The sequence below is a fragment of the Bradyrhizobium ganzhouense genome, assembly GCF_049949285.1.
Lineage (GTDB): Bacteria > Pseudomonadota > Alphaproteobacteria > Rhizobiales > Xanthobacteraceae > Bradyrhizobium > Bradyrhizobium ganzhouense.
The window spans coordinates 1444760-1460307 of the sequence record NZ_CP181318.1; the positions used below are offsets into that span (position 1 = coordinate 1444760).

Genomic DNA, 15548 nt, shown 5'->3' on the forward strand with positions numbered 1-15548 from the left:
CCTTAACTGAGGAAAGCCATGAATCAGATGTTGCAAGATCCCCAAGCCGAAACTTCCCAAGTCCAAACTTCCCAAACCGAAACGTCTCAGACAACCCAGCCGCCGGTTCCAGTGGATCCGCCGGCGACCGAGCACCCGCGCTTTGCAAAGCCGCAGCGGGTGGCGTTCGTGCAGGCCTGCTGGCACCGCGACGTCGTCGAGGAAGCCCGCATCGCCTTCATCAAGGAAGCCGAAGCGCGCCACCTCACCCATGTCGACGTGTTCGAGGTGCCGGGCTCGTTCGAGATCCCGCTACATGCGCAGGTCCTCGCCAAGACGCGGCGTTACACCGCGATCGTCGCGGCCGGCCTTGTCGTTGACGGTGGCATCTATCGCCACGAGTTCGTCGCCGACACCGTGATCAAGGCGCTGATGGACGTGCAGCTGCGCACCGAGGTGCCGGTGTTCTCCGCCGTGCTGACGCCGCAGCAATTCCACGAGACCGAAGTGCACTACGATTTCTTCCGCAGGCACTTTGCGATCAAGGGCGTCGAGGTCGCGGCAGCCTGTGCGGAGACGCTGCTCGGCCTGGAGCGCCTGCGCGGCCAGGTCGCGGCGGGGATCGTGTGAGCGCTCCCTTCACACGCCGCTGATTGTCAATCCCGCCGCCGTCCCTATAAAGTCGGCGGCGGGAGGAGGCCGTGCCGTGGAGACGGGCGGCCGACAAGATCATGTTCGAAGGACACGATCCCTATCTCGTCGCGCTCTCCGTGGCGATCGCGAGTCTGGGCGGCTATACCGGCTTTGCGCTTGCGGCTCGCATCCGCAACACGCCCGGCGTCAGTAGCCGCGTCCTGCTCGCGGGGGCGGCCGCGTTTCTGGCCGTAGGCATCTGGACCATGCATTTCGTCGGCATGCTGGCCGCGCCGCTGCCACCCGACACAGTCTATCTGGTGCTTCCCACCATCATCTCGTTCCTGATCTGCGCGCTGGTGGTTGGCATCTCTCTCTTCTTTGTCTCGGTCGGCGAGCCGAGCTTGAAGCGCGTGGCGTCGTCGGCAGTGCTGCTCGGCGTCGGGATTGCGAGCATGCATTATGTCGGAATCCATGGACTGGCCGGTCCGTTCGGCATCGTGCACGACCCGATCATGGTGCTGCTGTCGGTCGTCGTTGCAATCGTCACGGCCTATGGCGGCTTGCGCGCCTTCCTGGCGCAGCAGGAAGGCGTTCGGCTGATCGTCAGCTCGATTGCTTTCGGCATTGCCGTTTCCGGCATGCATTACACCGCGATGCTGGGCATGCATTTCGAGCCGCTGACAGGCGCGGCGCATCAACATGCCGGCGGCGGTCTTGCCGCGTCGCAGCAAGTTTTGTCGATCATCGTCGCGGTGCTGTGCTTTGTCATTGCGGCCGGCTTCCTTCTGTCGCTCGTGCCAGATCAACGCCGGCAAGCTTCGGCCACCGTCGCCGCCGATCCAGTTGCTCCGCCGGTCGCACCAGCCATGGTCGAACCGGTTGCCGTACCCGCCGCGCCTCCGCGGCCGATGGCGCCGCTCGGCGGCCTCGGCCAGCCGCCGCGTGCGCCGGTTCCCCGGTTGCCGGTCGAAAGCGCAGACGGGACGCATTTCATCGAGACGGCCAATGTCCGCAGCGTCCGGGCTGATGCGCATTACACCCGCGTCCATGACGGTACGCGGGAGCGGATGTGCCCCTGGTCGATCTCCGAGGCTGAAGCCCAACTCGATCCCTCGCTGTTTCTGCGAGTGCACCGCAGTCATATCGTCGCGATTCCCCATGTCGCGCTGGTCCGCAAAGAGGGCGACGGCGCCGTGCTCGAGCTCGACGGCCCGTCGCCGCACCGGGTGCCGGTGAGCCGTGCCAAGATCGCCGAGCTGAAGGCGCGGCTCGGGCTGGTGAACCGGCGGCAGGCGTAGGAACTCCGCTCTCTCACTCCCTCGCCCCGCTCTTGCGGGGAGAGGGTGGGGTGAGGGGCCTCTCTCCACACGCGAGATATCCGTGAGACCTGTACCCCCTCACCCGGATCGCAAGGGCGATCCGACCTCTCCCCGCAGGCGGGGAGAGGTCAAGAGCCGCGCCATACGTTGCCAAAGCTGACGCAATTCGTGCGTTCCCTGCCGCAACTCGTGCGAAATCCGCTGTTCCGTGCCCGAATGATTGCGGCCCGCCCCGCCGGGAGTGACCGTCCCCTCCAACGTCCGCGCCGTCACGCGCAAAGGACGACGAGGAGGAGATGATGATCCCAGGCTCATTCAGCTATCACCGGCCGGCGAGTGTCGCCGACGCCGTCAAACTTCTATCCGACCTCGGTGAGGATGCGCGGCCACTGGCCGGCGGGCACAGTCTGGTGCCGATGATGAAGCTTCGGCTTGCCACCCCCGCCCATCTGGTCGATCTCCACGGCATCGCCGCCCTGAAGGGCATAAGCCGCGCCGGCAACAATCTCGTCATCGGCGCGATGACCACCCAGCATGAGCTGCTGGCCTCCGACGAGGTCGCGAAGTCGATGCCGATCCTGCATGAGGCGGCGCTGCTGATCGCTGACCCGCAGGTGCGGTACCGCGGCACGATCGGCGGCAATGTCGCTAATGGTGATCCCGGCAACGACATGCCGGCGCTGATGATGACGCTGGGCGCGACCTATCGCCTCGAAGGCGCCGGCGGCGCCCGCGACGTTCCGGCCGCGGACTTCTACCAGGGCGCCTATTTCACCGCGCTCGAGCCCGGCGAGATCCTCACCTCGGTCTCGGTGCCCGTACCCGCAGCCGGCCACGGCTACGCCTACGAAAAGCTCAAGCGCAAGGTTGGCGACTACGCCACCGCGGCAGCCGCTGTCGTGCTCACCATGTCCGGCGGCAAGGTCGCAACCTGCTCGATTGGCCTCACCAATGTCCACGAGACGCCGCTGCTCGCCGCTGACGCGGCCAAGGCCGTGATTGGAACGAGCCTCGATGCCGCCACGCTGAAGACGGCGGCCGCTGCGGCCGAGGCGATCATGGCGCCGGCGGCGGATGCGCGCGGCCCGGTCGAATACCGCAAACATGTCGGCGGCATCATGGTGACGCGCGCGCTTCAGCGCGCAGCTAGCCGAGCGAAGTAAGGGAGGAGACCAATGGCCAAAACACACGTCACCATGAAGGTGAACGGCGCAGAGGTCGAAGGCCTCGTCGAGCCGCGTACGCTGCTGGTGCACTTCATCCGCGAGAACCTGCAGATGACCGGCACTCATATCGGCTGCGAGACCACGCATTGCGGCGCCTGCACCGTCGATATCGACGGCATGTCGGTGAAATCCTGCACGATGTTCGCGGTGCAGGCGCAGGGGAGCGACATCACCACGGTCGAAGGCATGGCCAATGCCGACGGCACGTTGTCTGCGCTGCAGGAAGGTTTCCGCATGATGCACGGCCTGCAATGCGGCTTCTGCACGCCCGGCATGATTGTCCGCGCGCATCGGCTGCTGAAAGAGAATCCCTCGCCGAGCGAGCCGGAAATCCGCATGGGGATCTCCGGCAACATCTGCCGCTGCACCGGCTACCAGAACATCGTCAAAGCCATTCAATACGCCAGCGCCAAGATCAACGGCGTCGAATTCCAGGAGGCCGCAGAATGAACGACCTCACTCCCACGCGGGAACAACGCACCGCCGCACTCGAAGGCATGGGCTGCAAGCGCAAGCGCGTCGAGGACATCCGCTTCACGCAAGGCAAGGGCAATTACGTCGACGACGTCAAGCTGCCGGGCATGCTGCATGGCGACTTCGTCCGCTCGCCGCATCCGCATGCGCGCGTCAAGAAGATCGACGACAGCGCGGCGCTGAAGGTACCGGGCGTGCTCGCGGTCATCACTGCCGAGACGCTGAAGACCGTCAACCTCGCCTGGATGCCGACCTTGGCCGGCGATGTGCAGATGGTGCTGGCCGACGGCAAGGTGCTGTTCCAGAACCAGGAGGTTGCCTTCGTCGTCGCCACCGACCGTTATGCGGCCGATGACGGCATCAACGCGGTGATCGTCGAATACGAGCCGCTGCCGCCTTTGGTCGATCCCTTCAAGTCGATGGACAAGGACGCGCCGATATTGCGCGAGGACCTCGTCGGCAAGATGTCCGGTGCGCATGGTCCGCGCAAGCACGACAACCACATCTTCGAGTGGACCGTCGGCGACAAGGAGCTGACCGACGCGGCCTTCAACAAGGCCGAGGTCAAGATAAAGGAGATGATCTCCTATCACCGCACCCATCCGTCGCCGCTGGAAACCTGCCAGTGCGTCTGCTCCTTCGACAAGATCAAGGGTGAGCTGACGATCTACGGCACGTTCCAGGCCCCGCACGTGATCCGCACCGTGGTGGCGCTGATCGCAAAGCTGCCGGAGCAGAAGATCCACGTGATCGCCCCCGACATCGGCGGCGGTTTTGGCAACAAGGTTGGCGCGTATCCCGGCTATATCTGTGCAGCGGTGGCCTCCATCGTCACCGGCAAGCCGGTGAAATGGGTCGAGGACCGCATCGAGAACCTGACCGCGACATCATTTGCGCGCGACTATCACATGACGACAGAGATCGCCGCAACGAAAGAGGGCAAGGTCACGGGTCTTCGCGTGCACGTGCTCGCCGATCACGGCGCGTTCGACGCTTGCGCCGACCCGTCGAAATGGCCGGCCGGCTTCTTCAACATCGTCACCGGCTCCTATGACTTCCCGACCGCACATCTTGCGGTCGACGGCGTCTACACCAACAAGGCGCCGGGCGGTGTCGCCTACCGTTGCTCGTTCCGCGTCACGGAGGCCGCCTATTGCATCGAGCGCGCCATGGATATCCTGGCGCAAAAACTCAATATGGATCCGGCCGAGCTGCGGCTGAAGAACTTCATCAAGCCGGAGCAGTTCCCGTATCACTCGGCGCTGGGCTGGGAATACGATTCCGGCGACTACCACACCGCCATGCGCAAGATGATGGAGACCACCGGCTACGCCGCGCTCCGGAAGGAGCAGGCGGAGAAGCGGGCCGCGTTTGCCCGCGGCGAGACCCGGGAGATCATGGGCCTCGGCATCTCCTTCTTCACCGAGATCGTCGGTGCCGGCCCGTCGAAGAACTGCGACATCCTCGGCATTGCAATGTTCGATTCCTGCGAGATCCGCATGCATCCGACCGGGGCGGGCATCGCGCGCATGGGCACCAAGAGCCAGGGCCAGGGCCACGAGACCACCTGGGCCCAGATCATTGCGACCGAGATCGGCATTCCCGCCGACAACATCATGGTGGAAGAGGGCAACACCGATACCGCGCCTTACGGGCTCGGCACCTACGGCTCTCGCTCGACGCCGGTGGCGGGCGCGGCGATCGCCATGGCTGCGCGAAAGATCAAGGCCAAGGCGCAGATGATCGCGGCCTACAAGCTCGAGGTCCACGAGGACGACCTCGAATGGGACATCGACGGTTTCCGGGTGAAGGGCCTGCCGGAGAAATTCATGTCGATGAAGGATATCTGCTGGGCAGCCTACAACTCGGTGCCGCCGGGGATGGAGCCGGGGCTGGAAGCGGTGAGCTATTACGATCCGCCCAACATGACCTATCCGTTCGGCGCCTATCTCTGCGTGATGGACATCGACGTCGATACCGGCGTGTACAAGGTGCGGCGCTTCTATGCGCTCGACGATTGCGGCACCCGCATCAATCCGATGATCATCGAGGGCCAGGTGCATGGCGGCCTGACCGAGGCTTTTGCGATCGCGATGGGCCAGGAGATCCGCTACGACGAGGTCGGCAATGTCGTCACCGGCTCGTTCATGGACTTCTTCATGCCGACCGCGGTCGAGACGCCGCATTGGGAGACCGACTTCACCGTCACCCCGTCGCCGCATCACCCGATCGGCGCCAAGGGCGTCGGCGAGAGCCCGAATGTCGGCGGCGTGCCGGCCTTCTCCAATGCCGTCAACGATGCGTTCTCGTTCCTGGGGAGCACGCACATCCAGATGCCGCACGACTTCTGGCGCAATTGGAAGGCGGCGAAGGATCTGGGGGCGGTGGCATAGCTATGAAAGGCCGTGACGAGATCGCGCAAGCCTTGGCTGCATCGGACTACATCGCCGATGCGGATCTCGCGACCGCGATCTCGCTGATGCAATTGCTGCGGCGTCCGCTGTTGCTCGAAGGCGAAGCGGGCGTCGGCAAGACCGAAGTCGCGAAGGCGCTCGCCAAAGTGCATGCGACCGAGCTGATCCGGCTGCAATGCTACGAGGGGCTCGACCAGTCCTCCGCGCTTTACGAGTGGAACTACCAGCGTCAGTTGCTGGCGATCCAGGCCCATCGCGGCACCGACAGCATCGAGGACCAGGTGTTTTCGGAAAAATATCTGCTGGAGCGTCCCCTGCTTGCGGCGATCCGCCGCTCAAAAGCGCCGGTGCTGCTGATCGACGAGATCGACCGCGCCGACGACGAGTTCGAGGCGTTCCTGCTGGAGCTGCTGTCCGACTTCCAGGTCTCGATCCCCGAGCTCGGCACGATTTCCGCCGTCACCATCCCGCACGTCGTGCTGACCTCGAACGGCACGCGCGAGCTCTCCGATGCGTTGCGCCGGCGCTGCCTCTATCATTACGTCGATTACCCCGACGTCGACCGCGAGACCCGGATCATCCTGGCGCGCGTCGCGGGTGCCAGCCCGTCGCTGTCGCTCCAGATCGCGCGCATGGTCGAAAGCGTGCGCAAGGAGGAGCTGCGCAAAGTCCCTGGCGTCGCGGAGACGCTGGACTGGGCGGCGGCGCTGGTCGGTCTCGACGTGCGCGATCTCCACGACGCGCCCGAGACCGTGCATGAGACGATGGTCTGCCTGCTGAAGACCCACGAGGACCGCGCCCGTGTCACGCCCGAGGTGACGCAGCGCCTGCTGGGGAAAGTCGCATGAGCTGCTGCGGTTCCAGCCCTGGTTACGACGACCTCAACGAGGTCTCCCGCCTCGTCTCCGCGAAGCTTGCCGCTTTCCTGCGTACCCTCCGTGATGCCGGCTTCCGCGTCGGGCTTGCCGAAGGTCAGGATGCCGCGACGCTGATGTCCGCAGGCTATGCGGCGCGACCGGGCCTGCTGCGCGCGGCGTTCAAGCATCTGTTCTCGGCGCGCAAATCCGACTGGGACAAGTTCGACGGGCTGTTCGAAGCGTTCTGGCTGGGCAAGCGCGTGCGCTCGCGCTCTCGTACGATTGGCTCGGCGCCCGGCGCCGGCAATCCGTCGCTGAAGAGCTTGCAGGACACGGCCGCAGAGCAGGGCGGCAGCCAATCCGTCACCGACCAGCTTCCGTCACTCGATGACGCACCGGACGGCCGCTCCGGCGAGGGCCGGATGGAGGGCGCTTCGCGCGCTGATAATCTCGCAGAGGTCGATTTCAGAAAGCTCAGCGACCCCGATCAGATCGCGCAGGCCCATGAAGCCGCGGCACAGCTCGCCAAAGCGATGCGTACGCGGCTGACCCGGCGTGATCTGGCGCGCCGGCGCGGCTACCGTCTCGATCTCCGCCGCACCATTCATCGCAACATCAGCCATGGCGGCGTGCCGATCAGCCTGGTGAAACGACAGCGCAAGGACAAGCCGTTGCGGCTGATCGTGCTGCTCGATGCTTCCGGCTCGATGAGCATGTACACCTCCGTGTTCCTGCGCTTCATCCACGGCGTGCTCGACCAGTTTCGCGAGGCGGAGGCGTTCCTGTTCCATACTCGGCTGGCCTATGTCTCCGATGCGATGAAGGAAAAGGATGCCGGTCGTGCCCTCGACCGGCTCTCGATCATGGCGCAGGGCGCAGGCGGCGGCACCAAGATCGGCGAGAGCCTGCAGACCTTTAACCGCTGGCACGCTTCGCGCGTGATCCATTCGCGCAGCTGCGTGATGATCGTCTCCGACGGCTACGAGACCGGCGATGCCGCATTGCTCGGCCGCGAAATGGCGGCGCTGCATCGCCGCTGCCGCCGCATCGTCTGGCTCAACCCGATGATGGCCTGGGAGGGCTATACGCCGCAGGCGCGGGGCATCAAGGCGGCGCTGCCGCATGTCGACCTCTATGCGCCGGCGAATTCGTTGCAAAGCCTGCGTGCGCTCGAACCCTATCTGGCGAAGCTCTGAGGATACGCCGATGACCGCTCACGTCGAAGTGCTGGATCTCGTAGCGCAGATGAAGGCCGCCGAGCGCGCCTTCGTGCTCGCGACGGTCGTACGCACGGTGTCGGTGACCGCCGCAAAGGCTGGGGCGAAAGCGATCATCGCGGCCGACGGCACAATCGTTGCGGGTTGGATCGGGGGCGGTTGCGCCAAAGGTGCGGTGCTGAAGGCGGCGCGTGAGGCTTTGGCCGACGGCGAGCCGCGCATGGTGTCGGTGCAGCCGGAAAATCTGCTGGCCGAACTCGGCGTCAGCGCGGGCGAGAGCCGCGACGGCATCCGCTTTGCCAGCAACATGTGCCCGAGCAAGGGGACAATGGACATCTTTGTGGAGCCGGTGCTGCCGCATCCCTCGCTGGTCATTCTGGGTGCGAGCCCGGTGGCGCTGTCACTCGCGGCGCAGGCACGCGTGCTCGGCTATCACGTCACACTCGCGGCACCCGCCACCGATCTCACGGCGCAGCCGGACGCCGATACGATCATCGACGGCTACCGGTTCGGCGAGTTCAACGACGCCAAACGCTTCGTCGTGGTCTCGACGCAAGGCAAGGGCGACGAGGCCGCCTTGCGCGCGGCGGTCGCGACGAAAGCCTGTTATCACGCCTTCGTCGGTAGCCGCCGCAAGATGGCCTCGCTCCGCGCAAAGCTCCTTGCGGAAGGCGCCAGCGCTGCGGCGATCGACGATTTCAAGGCGCCGGCCGGACTCGATCTCGGCGCCATCACGCCGGAGGAGATCGCAATGTCGATCCTCGCCGAGATCACCGTCGAACGTAGGCGCGGCCAGCGCGCCGCGGGTCAAACAGCCAACAGAGAGTGAGACATCGATCATGCAGATGAACGACAGCCAGCGTATCCCCGCGTCGCGCGAGCAAGTGTGGGCAGCGCTGAACGATCCCGCTGTGCTGAAGCAATGCATTCCCGGCTGTCAGTCGCTCGATGTGACCGCGCCGAACGAGATGACCGCTACGGTGGTCTTCAAGGTTGGCCCGGTGAAAGCGACATTCAGCGGCAAGGTGACCCTGTCCGATTTCGATCCGCCGAACTCCTACCGCATCTCGGGCGAGGGTTCTGGAGGCGTTGCCGGTTTCGCCAAAGGCGGCGCACTGGTGCGACTTGAATCCGAGAGCGCCGACATCACGGTGCTGCACTACGATGTCGACGCGCAGATCGGCGGCAAGCTCGCGCAGTTGGGTGCGCGGCTGATCAACTCGACCGCGACGAAGCTTGCCGGCGAGTTCTTCAAGTCGTTTGCCGAGGTCGTGAGCGCGAAGGCCGAAGCAAACTGACAGACCGTAGGTACGCCCTGCGGTCTGTGCTTCGCGCAGTCGCAGGGCTAATCCACCCTACGATCGATGCAACGTTCGCCTTCAACCCAGCGACACACCCGCTTTGGCGCGGCTGATCCCCAGGGTCAGGATGCGATGCAGGAGCTCCCTGTATTTGAGCCCGTCATGTTGAGCCGCCGTGGCGAACTCCTGGCTCTTGGCGATTTCCGGATTTGGGTTGGCTTCGATAAAATACGGCGTGCCGTCCGCGGCGAGACGGAAATCGATGCGCGCGTAGCCGTCGAGGCCAAGCGCCCGGTAGATGCGTTTCGCGGCACGCTGGATGCGCGCGGTGACTTCGGGGGCGAGATCTTTCGCCGGCCCGTCGACGATGCCGACCTTCTCCTGATAGTCGGTGTCGTGCTTGGCCTTTTCGGTCGCGATGTGACGTGAGCTGCGGCCGCCCATGCTGCCGAATTTCAATTCCCAGACCGGCAGGACGCGCAGCCGGTTGTTGCCGAGCACGCCGACATACAGCTCCCGCCCCTCGATGAACTGCTCGGCGATGGCGGCGGATTCGACTCGTTCGTGGATGAAGGCGACCCGTTCGGCCAGCTTCTCGTCCGTATCGACGATCGATGCCTGCGAGATGCCGAAGGATCCATCCATGTTCAGGCTCTTGACGATCAGCGGCAGCGCAAGGCGCGTCGGGCGTTTCACCTTGCGGCGCATCGGAAAGACGGCGAAGGCCGGCGCCGCAATCCGGCGGTGATGCACCAGCGTCTTCGACAGATCCTTGCCGCGCGCCAGGATCAGGCCGCGCGGATTGCACCCGGTATAGGGGACCTTCATCAGTTCGAGATAGCTGGCGATGTGCTGGTCGTAGGCGACGTTGTTGTGGAATTCCTCCAGCAGCGTGAAAACCACGTGCGGCTTGAACCCCTCGATCGCTTCGCGGATGGGCCTGATTTCCTCCTGCGCGCCGAGTGCGCGGACCTCATGGCCAGCCGCGCGCAAAGTGCTCACGACGTCGTATTCCGTTTTCCAGGTGTTGATCTCCTGCGGGGTGTATCCGTCGGTCGAATCCGGAGGCAGGAAGTCCGGATGCATCAGCACGAGAATACGGAATCGTCTCATAGCGCGATCCATTTGCGCCGAGACGGGCCAAACAGCGCGTGCATCGTCTTGGCGGTCACGAGGACTGTGAAATCGAGAACGAGCTTCTGTTCAGGGCCCACCGCGCGCAGATCGAGCTCGCGGCAGCGGGAGATCATGTCGTCAAGCACGGCGTCGAGCGTAAGCTGGTTCTCGCCGGTCCATCGCGCGACCAACTGTCTGATCTGGGCACGATGTCGCCTGATCAGGCTCGAAGCCGGTTTGGACCGATGATGCCGGGGATCGGCGGAAAACAGCCGGGAGAGGTCGCGGTCGTAAGTCTTCGGTGGCGTGAAGGCGTAGAAAGCCTGCTTCTTTGCGTAGTGGTCTTCGAGCGTCTGGCTGAGCTTGCTCAATGGATCGACACGCTCGCGCGTCGTGATCAGCGGCCGCTTTCCCGCAATCTCGCCCATCAGCTCGTCGACATATTCGAGCTTCTTCAGCGCCGGCCAGCCGGCATATCGCGTCCGCCAGTTCGAGCGCGGCCTCAGCCACACCGCGAAGGTTTCAGCAAAGTCCTCGTCCGGGTGGCTCTGCGCGTACCAGAGACGCAGATGCTGGACGTAGCGCCGGCTTGCCGGGTTGGGCCGGTAGTAGCGCGGATAGTGCTTTGACGATGGACCGAACAGCTGCTGCCAGCGCCGCCGGCGCTGCAGTTGGTAACCGTGCTGCAGCGCGTGGCCGGCCTCGTGACGGAGGATGGCCATGCACTCGCGCCAGGTTCCGCCCTCGACGTCGAACATCATCTTCTTCTCGAGCTTCATCAGGCGGGGATGGGCGAGATAGAAGGGGATGGCGATGCCGGGGACATCTCCCGGACTGAACCATTCGCTCGAGATCCACGTGTGCGGCCGCAGCCGGATGCCGCGCTCTTCGAGCTCTTCGTGAAGTGTGCCAACGCAGTCTTCGAGCCAGGTGCCTTCGACCGTAACCCTCAGGCTCGAGAGGCGCTGCTTGAGCAGCTCGTCATCCGACAGCTTCTCCCAGGCGAATTTCCGGCGGGGCATCAGGTATCCAGAGGGCAGAGATGACTCGGAATCCGGATGATGTCATGGGCAGCGGTTGGCAACAACCCGTGGGGCTGTAAGGCGTGTTGCGGTGCGTCAGGATTCGATGCCGTAAGGTGGGCAAAGCGGAAGCGTGCCTACCAAAAGGAAAAGGTGGGCACGGCGCGCTGCGCCTTTGCCCACCCTGCGACACCGTGAACCTAACTTAGTCGAACAGGCTCGAGACCGACTCTTCCGCCGCGGTGCGCGCGATCGCGTTCGAGATCAGGCTCGCGATCGGCAGCGTGCGGATGTTCGGTGCCTTGGTCACCGCTTCCGTCGGCAGGATCGAGTCGGTGATGACGAGCTCTTTCAGCTTCGAGCCGGCGATGCGGGCCGCGGCGCCGCCGGAGAGCACGCCGTGGGTGATGTAGGCGTAGACATCCTTGGCGCCCTTGGCGATCAGCGCATCGGCCGCGTTCACCAGCGTGCCGCCGGAGTCCACGATGTCGTCGACCAGGATACAGCTGTAGCCGGAGACGTCGCCGATCACGTTCATGACCTCGGATTCACCCGGACGTTCGCGGCGTTTGTCGACGATCGCGAGCGGGGTGTTGATGCGCTTGGCGAGGCCGCGCGCGCGGGCCACGCCGCCGACGTCGGGCGAAACCACCATCACCTTGCCGAGGTCGAAACGTTCGCGAATGTCGCGCACCATCACTGGGGCAGCGAACAAATTGTCGGTCGGGATATCGAAGAAGCCCTGGATCTGGCCGGCATGCAGGTCGAGCGTCATGACCCGGTCGACGCCGGCATGGGTGATCAGATTGGCGACCAGCTTGGCCGAGATGGGTGTGCGCGAGCCGGAGCGGCGGTCCTGCCTGGCGTAGCCGAAATAGGGGATCACTGCGGTGATGCGGCGCGCCGAAGAGCGGCGCAGCGCGTCGGTGATGATCAGCAGCTCCATCAGATTGTCGTTCGCCGGAAATGAGGTCGACTGGATGATGAAGGCATCCGAGCCGCGGATGTTCTCCTGGACCTCGACGAAGATCTCCATGTCGGCGAAACGCCGTACCACCGCTTTGGTCAGCGGCACATCGAGGCCCTGCGCGATCGCCTGCGCGAGGGCCGGATTGGAGTTGCCGGCGACAAGCTTGATGGAGCCGTTCTTGGCCGACATGGACGCTTCCTCCCGCGCTTTGCTGGATACGACGTTCAACATCAGAGAATACCCACTGGCAGCACGGTTATGACGGGCGAGGAAATATCAGGCCGAAGCCCGCAATGGCAACCCGGGATGCTACGTTTTCCCTCTGAAAATCCTGAGTCGGGCCAACGGCTTGGCTGGTACTTGGGCCCGTGGTTTAGCGGGGGTTATTGCCGGGCATAGCCGAGCGCCGAGGCCGGCATCTCCGGCGCCGGAGCCTCCGGCGTCATGCTTGCCACGGCGGGGCCGCGCAGACCGGGAACCGAACCCGGCGCATCCGCCGGCGCTCCGTTGATCATATTGGAAAGTCCGCTGAATCCGGCCTGGGCGATCTTCCGCAGCACGAGGTCGTCGGCGGCCTGCCAGGGGTCACGGCCGGCCTTGGCTGCCGTCGGTTCCTCGCCGGAGAGGCGCAGCGCCCGCTGCTGGTTGGCATCGTAGACGTCCCAGACCCAGGCGATCACGGTCTTGCCGCGGACCACCTGGGCGGAGAGGTAGCTGCGCACGCGGTAGGCAGCCGTCCCCTCGCGGGAGACCACGGACAGACTGCGAAGCTTGGATTCGGTGTCGAGCACGCCGACCATGCGGTCGAACACCTGCGGCGGCGGCCCGTCGATGGATTCGAAGGCGACCGTCGCCCCGGATCCGGTGCTCGGCGCCATCGCGTAGGAATTGGCGGGCGCGTTGCCGCCGGCGCAGCCGGCCAGCGCGGTCGCTGCTGCCAGCAGCATGACCGCCAGCCCGCGCGAGCCCGCGCGGCGCAAGATGGATGACGCTTCCCTCATTGAGGGGCAGCGATATCGTTAAAATCGATTAAGGTCTAGGGCAGAGGCGACACAGATCCGGTGCATTGCGGGCGCGAAGTCTGTGCATCGCCCCGGAATGAAACGACGTTGCCGGTGTGTTCACCCTTCCAGCGCGATCGCGTGAATGTGGCGGCCGTAATCCGGCTCCTTGCGATGAACCGAGCGGCGATAGCTGAAGAAGCGCTCGTCGGCGTAAGTGTCGAGCCCGAGATCGTCGATCATCAGAATGCCGGCGGCTTCCAGCCGCTTGCGGATGAAGCCGGCGAGGTCGAACATTGCGTGGCCCTCGCGCACCGACGGGATGAAGAACACAGCGTTGTCCGCATCCGCCTCGATGAAGCGCACGACGAACTCGTTGCCGACCTCGTAGCTGTCTTGGCGGATCAAGGGGCCGATCGCGGCGATGATGCCGCTACGGGTGGCGCCGAGTGTCTCCATTGCCGAGATCGTGGCTTCGAGCACGCCCGTGAGCGCGCCCTTCCAGCCGGCATGCGCGCCGCCGATCACACCCGCGTTGGGATCGACGAACAGCACCGGTCCGCAATCCGCGGTGGAGACGCCGAGCGCGATGCCCGGCGTCCTGGTCACCAGCGCATCCCCCTTCGGCCGCGGGCCACTTGGCCAGGGCGCAACGGCGACGCGGACGTCGGGCGAATGGATCTGATGCAGGCTGAGGAACCGCTCCGGTGCAACGCCGACATGCTCGGCCATGCGGCGGCGGTTCTCTGCAACAAGGGTCTGGTCGTCGCTGGAGCCGAGCCCGCCGTTCAGCGCGGCATAGATGCCGTTGGAGACACCGCCTTCACGCGTGAAGAAGGAATGGCGCAGGCCCGGCACCGCCGACAGCAGCGACGAAGTGAGGGTCATCAATGGCCTCCGGCCTGTTCGAGATCGCTGAGACCGGCAAGGCCCGTCAGTCGCGGCTCGGAGATGCCGAGCACCTTGAACATCGCGCCCATGCCGCTGCGCCCGGTGTCGGTCAGCCGCTTCAGCGCCACGGAAATGTCGGTGGCGACCTCCGGCGTCGCCTTCTGCATCAGCGCGGCTGCGCGCGTGTCGATGCCGACACGCTTGAGGAAATCGCCTTGCGTTACCGGCCCGTGCACGCTGGCGCCGACATCCTCGGCCGCGCGCGCCAGTGCCTGGAAATCGACATGGGCGGTGACGTCGGCCTGGCCCGGCGCCTTCAGCGGGTCGGTGAAGGTGTGACGCGCGATGGCCTGAAAGGTGTCGCCCGCATCGCTGCGCAGATGGCCGTAATCGATGATCAGCGCCGCGCCATCCTGGTCGCGCACGCGTGTGGCGAGCTTCATGATCTCGGTATCGGGCCGCCATTCGAACACCGCGCCGACGGGAGCTGCGCGCACCAAAGGCGGCAGCAGCACCTCGAAGCGTGGCGTCGGTTCGGCGGCCGCGCCGAACTGAAGCTTGCCGTTGGGGTCGATCTCGATCACTCGCTCGTGCCAGCCGTTCTCGAGCTTCACCATCTGGTGGATCGGCAGCACGTCGAAATATTCGTTGGCGAGGATGATGCTCGGTCCCTCGGGCACGTCGTCGATGCTGTCGTGCCAGGCGATGTTGTTGCGCACGCCCGACAATGTCGCACTCTGTCGCTCGCGCAGGACCGGATTGACCTCGACCAGATGAATGCTGAGCCCCTGATAGAGCGGCGGCAGCACACGCAGTGCGCGCAGCGCGTCCGCCATCATGGTGCCGCGGCCGGGGCCGATCTCGATCAGCCGCAGGAATTGCGGCGAGCCCATCTGCTTCCAGACCGAGGCGGTCCACAATCCCAGGAGCTCGCCGAACATTTGGCTGACCTCGGGCGCGGTGGTGAAGTCGCCTTCGCGTCCCAATGGATCGCGCGAGACGTAATATCCGTAGCGCGGATGCATCAGGCACGATTCCATGTACCGCCAGACCGGCATGGGGCCTGAGGATTTGATCAGCGCCTTGATCTCGTTGAGCAATGGCTGTTCGGTCACGATCTGTTGT

15 protein-coding genes are annotated in these 15548 nt (G+C 64.9%); 9 read left to right on the forward strand and 6 right to left on the reverse strand.

The features are described 5' to 3' along the window. Positions 1–18: 18 nt before the first annotated feature. The 9 genes from ACLFLU_RS06800 to ACLFLU_RS06840 all read left to right on the forward strand — a co-directional run bounded on the left by ACLFLU_RS06800 (position 19) and on the right by ACLFLU_RS06840 (position 9420). Positions 19–609, forward strand: coding sequence for a 6,7-dimethyl-8-ribityllumazine synthase (locus ACLFLU_RS06800; protein WP_426411542.1), 591 nt, complete (start codon positions 19–21; stop codon positions 607–609). Positions 610–710: 101 nt separating this feature from the next. Next, positions 711–1913 (forward strand): MHYT domain-containing protein, encoded by a 1203-nt coding sequence (locus ACLFLU_RS06805; RefSeq protein ID WP_426413915.1) that lies wholly within the window; start codon positions 711–713, stop codon positions 1911–1913. Positions 1914–2233: 320 nt separating this feature from the next. Continuing rightward, positions 2234–3097, forward strand: coding sequence for an FAD binding domain-containing protein (locus tag ACLFLU_RS06810; RefSeq protein ID WP_426411543.1), 864 nt, complete (start codon positions 2234–2236; stop codon positions 3095–3097). 12 nt (positions 3098–3109) lie between these two features. Further along, positions 3110–3610 (forward strand): (2Fe-2S)-binding protein, encoded by a 501-nt coding sequence (locus ACLFLU_RS06815; RefSeq protein ID WP_426411544.1) that lies wholly within the window; start codon positions 3110–3112, stop codon positions 3608–3610. Next, positions 3607–6027 carry an aerobic carbon-monoxide dehydrogenase large subunit gene (locus ACLFLU_RS06820; protein WP_426411545.1) on the forward strand — a complete coding sequence of 807 codons (2421 nt, stop codon included), beginning with the start codon at positions 3607–3609 and terminating at the stop codon, positions 6025–6027. Before ACLFLU_RS06815 ends, ACLFLU_RS06820 begins: the two co-directional genes overlap by 4 nt. A 2-nt stretch (positions 6028–6029) precedes the next feature. Beyond that, the gene (locus tag ACLFLU_RS06825) at positions 6030–6896 is read left to right on the forward strand and encodes an AAA family ATPase (protein ID WP_426411546.1); all 867 of its coding nucleotides are present in this window, start codon (positions 6030–6032) and stop codon (positions 6894–6896) included. Next, a complete protein-coding gene (locus ACLFLU_RS06830) occupies positions 6893–8101 on the forward strand; it encodes a vWA domain-containing protein (RefSeq protein WP_426411547.1) in 1209 nt (402 codons plus the stop codon). Before ACLFLU_RS06825 ends, ACLFLU_RS06830 begins: the two co-directional genes overlap by 4 nt. A gap of 10 nt (positions 8102–8111) precedes the next feature. Then, positions 8112–8951, forward strand: coding sequence for an XdhC family protein (locus tag ACLFLU_RS06835; RefSeq protein ID WP_426411548.1), 840 nt, complete (start codon positions 8112–8114; stop codon positions 8949–8951). 10 nt (positions 8952–8961) lie between these two features. Next, positions 8962–9420, forward strand: coding sequence for an SRPBCC family protein (locus ACLFLU_RS06840; protein WP_426411549.1), 459 nt, complete (start codon positions 8962–8964; stop codon positions 9418–9420). An 81-nt stretch (positions 9421–9501) separates the two neighbouring features. On the opposite strand, the gene ACLFLU_RS06845 is transcribed toward ACLFLU_RS06840, so the two are convergent. The 6 genes from ACLFLU_RS06845 to ACLFLU_RS06870 form a co-directional block, all read right to left on the reverse strand. Continuing rightward, positions 9502–10536 carry a D-alanine--D-alanine ligase family protein gene (locus tag ACLFLU_RS06845; protein ID WP_426411550.1) on the reverse strand — a complete coding sequence of 345 codons (1035 nt, stop codon included), beginning with the start codon at positions 10534–10536 and terminating at the stop codon, positions 9502–9504. Beyond that, positions 10533–11561: a putative zinc-binding metallopeptidase gene (locus ACLFLU_RS06850; protein ID WP_426411551.1), complete on the reverse strand. Its 1029-nt coding sequence runs from the start codon at positions 11559–11561 to the stop codon at positions 10533–10535. Before ACLFLU_RS06850 ends, ACLFLU_RS06845 begins: the two co-directional genes overlap by 4 nt. Before the next feature lie 205 nt (positions 11562–11766). After that, positions 11767–12720 (reverse strand): ribose-phosphate pyrophosphokinase, encoded by a 954-nt coding sequence (locus tag ACLFLU_RS06855; protein WP_426411552.1) that lies wholly within the window; start codon positions 12718–12720, stop codon positions 11767–11769. 194 nt (positions 12721–12914) lie between these two features. Next, positions 12915–13532: a hypothetical protein gene (locus tag ACLFLU_RS06860; protein ID WP_426411553.1), complete on the reverse strand. Its 618-nt coding sequence runs from the start codon at positions 13530–13532 to the stop codon at positions 12915–12917. 120 nt (positions 13533–13652) lie between these two features. Continuing rightward, the gene (gene pgeF, locus ACLFLU_RS06865; RefSeq protein ID WP_426411554.1) at positions 13653–14420 is read right to left on the reverse strand and encodes a peptidoglycan editing factor PgeF; all 768 of its coding nucleotides are present in this window, start codon (positions 14418–14420) and stop codon (positions 13653–13655) included. After that, a complete protein-coding gene (locus tag ACLFLU_RS06870; protein WP_426411555.1) occupies positions 14420–15538 on the reverse strand; it encodes a class I SAM-dependent methyltransferase in 1119 nt (372 codons plus the stop codon). The genes pgeF and ACLFLU_RS06870 overlap by 1 nt, the downstream gene beginning before the upstream one ends. Positions 15539–15548: the final 10 nt, after the last annotated feature.

What these genes read in the sequence shown, in the direction of transcription:
- ACLFLU_RS06800 (WP_426411542.1), top strand. Translation starts at nt 19, where the DNA reads ATGAATCAGATGTTGCAAGATCCCCAAGCCGAAACTTCCCAAGTCCAA.
- ACLFLU_RS06805 (WP_426413915.1), top strand. Translation starts at nt 711, where the DNA reads ATGTTCGAAGGACACGATCCCTATCTCGTCGCGCTCTCCGTGGCGATC.
- ACLFLU_RS06810 (WP_426411543.1), top strand. Translation starts at nt 2,234, where the DNA reads ATGATCCCAGGCTCATTCAGCTATCACCGGCCGGCGAGTGTCGCCGAC.
- ACLFLU_RS06815 (WP_426411544.1), top strand. Translation starts at nt 3,110, where the DNA reads ATGGCCAAAACACACGTCACCATGAAGGTGAACGGCGCAGAGGTCGAA.
- ACLFLU_RS06820 (WP_426411545.1), top strand. Translation starts at nt 3,607, where the DNA reads ATGAACGACCTCACTCCCACGCGGGAACAACGCACCGCCGCACTCGAA.
- ACLFLU_RS06825 (WP_426411546.1), top strand. Translation starts at nt 6,030, where the DNA reads ATGAAAGGCCGTGACGAGATCGCGCAAGCCTTGGCTGCATCGGACTAC.
- ACLFLU_RS06830 (WP_426411547.1), top strand. Translation starts at nt 6,893, where the DNA reads ATGAGCTGCTGCGGTTCCAGCCCTGGTTACGACGACCTCAACGAGGTC.
- ACLFLU_RS06835 (WP_426411548.1), top strand. Translation starts at nt 8,112, where the DNA reads ATGACCGCTCACGTCGAAGTGCTGGATCTCGTAGCGCAGATGAAGGCC.
- ACLFLU_RS06840 (WP_426411549.1), top strand. Translation starts at nt 8,962, where the DNA reads ATGCAGATGAACGACAGCCAGCGTATCCCCGCGTCGCGCGAGCAAGTG.
- ACLFLU_RS06845 (WP_426411550.1), bottom strand. Translation starts at nt 10,536, where the DNA reads ATGAGACGATTCCGTATTCTCGTGCTGATGCATCCGGACTTCCTGCCT.
- ACLFLU_RS06850 (WP_426411551.1), bottom strand. Translation starts at nt 11,561, where the DNA reads ATGCCCCGCCGGAAATTCGCCTGGGAGAAGCTGTCGGATGACGAGCTG.
- ACLFLU_RS06855 (WP_426411552.1), bottom strand. Translation starts at nt 12,720, where the DNA reads ATGTCGGCCAAGAACGGCTCCATCAAGCTTGTCGCCGGCAACTCCAAT.
- ACLFLU_RS06860 (WP_426411553.1), bottom strand. Translation starts at nt 13,532, where the DNA reads ATGAGGGAAGCGTCATCCATCTTGCGCCGCGCGGGCTCGCGCGGGCTG.
- pgeF (WP_426411554.1), bottom strand. Translation starts at nt 14,420, where the DNA reads ATGACCCTCACTTCGTCGCTGCTGTCGGCGGTGCCGGGCCTGCGCCAT.